This window comes from Streptomyces sp. SID5785, from assembly GCF_009870065.1.
GTDB lineage: Bacteria > Actinomycetota > Actinomycetes > Streptomycetales > Streptomycetaceae > Streptomyces.
Map to the genome: position 1 here is coordinate 1 of NZ_WWIA01000013.1, position 3,022 is coordinate 3,022.

At 74.6% G+C, this 3,022-nt stretch carries 3 protein-coding genes and 1 pseudogene; 3 read left to right on the forward strand and 1 reads right to left on the reverse strand.

The features are described 5' to 3' along the window. Positions 1 to 401 (forward strand): annotated as a pseudogene (locus GTW43_RS00485) (daunorubicin/doxorubicin resistance ABC transporter ATP-binding protein DrrA); the annotation flags it as partial. Then, positions 398 to 1,174, forward strand: coding sequence for an ABC transporter permease (locus GTW43_RS00490; RefSeq protein ID WP_161299536.1), 777 nt, complete (start codon positions 398 to 400; stop codon positions 1,172 to 1,174). The pseudogene GTW43_RS00485 and the gene GTW43_RS00490, both read left to right, overlap by 4 nt. Positions 1,175 to 1,386: 212 nt before the next feature. Here the strand turns inward: GTW43_RS00490 and GTW43_RS00495 are convergent, their stop codons facing one another. Next, positions 1,387 to 1,656, reverse strand: a complete 270-nt coding sequence (locus GTW43_RS00495; RefSeq protein WP_161299537.1) for a hypothetical protein — start codon at positions 1,654 to 1,656, stop codon at positions 1,387 to 1,389. Positions 1,657 to 2,186: 530 nt separating this feature from the next. Here GTW43_RS00495 and GTW43_RS00500 point away from each other — a divergent pair. Next, the coding region (locus GTW43_RS00500) for a serine/threonine-protein kinase (RefSeq protein WP_237536327.1) at positions 2,187 to 3,022 on the forward strand (836 nt) is incomplete at its 3' end.

Sequence of the window (3,022 nt, forward strand, 5' to 3'; positions counted from 1 at the left end):
TGCTCACCACCCAGTACCTGGAGGAGGCCGATCTGCTGGCCGACGAGATCGTCCTGATCGACGAGGGCCGCGCCGCCCACACCGGCACGCCCGCCCGGCTGAAGGCCCGGATCGGGCACTACGCGCAGGTCGTCGTCGCCGAGGACGCCGGTGCGCAGGCCCTGCACGCCGCGGCCGTCGTCCTGGACCAGCTGACCGGATCGCGCCCCGCGCTCGACGCGGAGCGGCGCACCGTCGGGGCCGTCGTCCTCGATCCGGCCGTCACCCTGCCCCGCGTGGTGCGCGAACTGGACGCGGCGGGCGTCCCCGTGGTCGACGCGAGCCTGCGTCCGCCCACGCTCGACGACGTGTTCCTGCGGCTGACCGCCGGCCGCCCCACCCCGACGGAGGCACTGGCATGAGCACGGTTCTGTACGACGGCACGGCGGTGGTCGGCCGGCACCTCCAGCGGATCCGGCGCGCCCCGGCACTGCTGATCCTCACGCAGACGATGCCGGTGACGCTGCTGCTGTTCTTCGGGTACGTGTTCGGCAGCGCGCTGGCGATGCCGGGCGAGGAGTACCGGGCCTTCCTGGTGCCGGGGATGCTGGTGGCGACGGCGGCCAACGGCATCATGACGGGGATGTTCGCCGCCGCGCAGGACGCGCACCGCGGGGTGATGGACCGCTTCCGCACGCTGCCGATGAGCCGGGCCGCGGTGCCGCTCGGCCAGGCCGTCGCCGATGTCCTGACGACGGCGGCGGGGCTGGTGCCGATGGTGCTCGTGGGGCTCGCGATGGGCTGGCGGATCGAGAGCGGGCCGCTGTCCGCGCTCGGCGCCCTCGGCCTGCTGCTGCTGTTCCGCTTCGCGGCGACCTGGCTGGGGATCCTGCTCGGGCTCGCGTCCAGGAGCGAGGAGGCGGCGGGGCAGTTGGGCAGCGCCACCTTCATGCTGCCGATGCTGTCGAACGCGTACCTGCCGACCGACGGCATGCCCGGCTGGGTGCGCGCGCTCGCGGAGTGGAACCCGATCAGCGCCCTGGCCACGGCCGTGCGCGACCTGTGCGGCAACGCCCCGGTGCCGGAGTCGGGTGCCTGGCCGGTGACGCATCCGGTGGCCGGTTCGCTGGTGTGGTGCCTGGTGCTGCTCGTCCTGTGCGTGCCGCCCGCCGTACGCCGATCGGCACGCGGCTGAGGTCCGGCGCGGGGAGCGTCCGTGCGGCGGGAGCGACCGAGTTGCGGGAGCGTCCGAGCCGCGGGGCGCACGGGTCAGGGCCCGCACCCGACTCCCCCGCCGGGGCGCCCGCCGCATGCCGTGGGGATGACGGTCGCGGAGAAGCGCAGCGGTACGCCGGACGGCGCGGAGGTCGGACGCGGGCCCTGGAGCCGGTCTTGCGGCAGCCGGTCCTAGTGGCTGCCGAACAGCGTGCGGCGCAGTCGCCGCAGCGGAGCGAAGAGCGAGACCCGCCGCATCCGCGCAACCCTGCCGCTGCGCTCGTGCGCGTGGTCACGCGCGGTCAGCTCACGCATCAGCGTCGTCGCCTCGGCCGCCTCGCGCTGCGGGACGGCGGGGCCGCCGAGCACCGAGAGATGGCGGTCGAGCCGCGAACTGGTCGCGCTGCTCCCGCAGGTGATCGCAGGCACTCGAGGCCTGCTGCGCACTGTTATCTGTTCCATGTCACTCCCCACCCGTACGAGGGCACCCGGCCCGGGCAGGTTAACCCTATCGCCCCAGCGCGACACTCGTGTATCCCGGGCGCAGGATTCACCTGCCCCGTACGGAGGTTGACGCCCCGTCGACGACTACGCTCCGAATCTGACTGATTCCAGGGCGAGTTGGACAAGCAGGGCACGGAGCGAGCAATTCCGGGCCGCCTTCCGCCCCCTTCGTGACAGGGAGTGAAGGGCCGGTCGCGGTCAAGTCGGAGCGCGGACCGGCGTGTCGGACCCGACGGAGCAGCGCGGGCACCGCGCCGGCGCCGCCCCCGGGCGCAACGTGTCCCATCTCACTCACCCCGTGCGGCTGTGCCCCGCCCGCCCCTGAGGGAACCGGGTCCGAAGGGGCGGCAATCCCCCTCGATCGAGCTACTTTTGTTCAGAGTTGTCTCGCCGTCGAGGGGGCGCCCGTGGATCCGGAGCCGGACAGGGGCAGTGCACGGACGATCGCGGGCCGGTACCGGCTGATCGACCCGATCGGCGAGGGCGGCATGGGCACGGTCTGGCGCGCCCGCGACGAGGTGCTCGGGCGCGAGGTCGCCGTGAAGGAGGTGCGGGCACCGGCCGGCCTCCCGGCGGCCGAGGTCGAGCGGATGTACGCGCGGCTCGAACGGGAGGCGTGGGCGGCGGCCCGCGTCGCGCACCGCAACGTGATCACCCTGTACGACGTGGCCCTCGACGACGGGCGGCCCTGGATCGTGATGGAGCTGGTGCGCGGCGTCTCGCTCGGCGACCAGCTGGACGCCGAGGGCCCGATGCCACCGCGGCGCGCCGCACAGGTCGGCGCCGAGGTCCTCGCGGCGCTGCGGGCCGCCCACGAGGCCGGTGTGCTGCACCGCGACGTCAAACCGGCCAACGTCCTGCTGTCGAACGACGGCCGTATCGTGCTCACCGACTTCGGCATCGCGCAGCTGGAGGGCACGCAGGCGCTGACGATGACCGGCGAGATCATCGGCTCGCCCGAATACCTCGCGCCGGAGCGGGCGTTGGGTCGCACCCCCGGCCCCGCGTCCGACCTGTGGTCGCTCGGGGTGCTCCTGTACGCGGCCGTCGAGGGCCACTCGCCGTTCCGTCAGGACACGGCGCTGGGCACACTGCGCGCGGTGGTGGACGACCCGTTGCCGCCGCCGCACCGCGCGGGTCCGCTCGCGCCGGTCGTCGAGGGCCTGCTGCGCAAGGACCCGGCGGAGCGCACACCGGCGGAGTGGGCCGAGCAGGAGCTGCGGACCGTCGGCACGGGCGGGGCCCTGCGGGCCGGTCCGGTGCACGCCTCCCCCACCGCCGCGGTCACGGCGGCCCCGCGGCCGGGGCCGGGCGGCACGGCGCC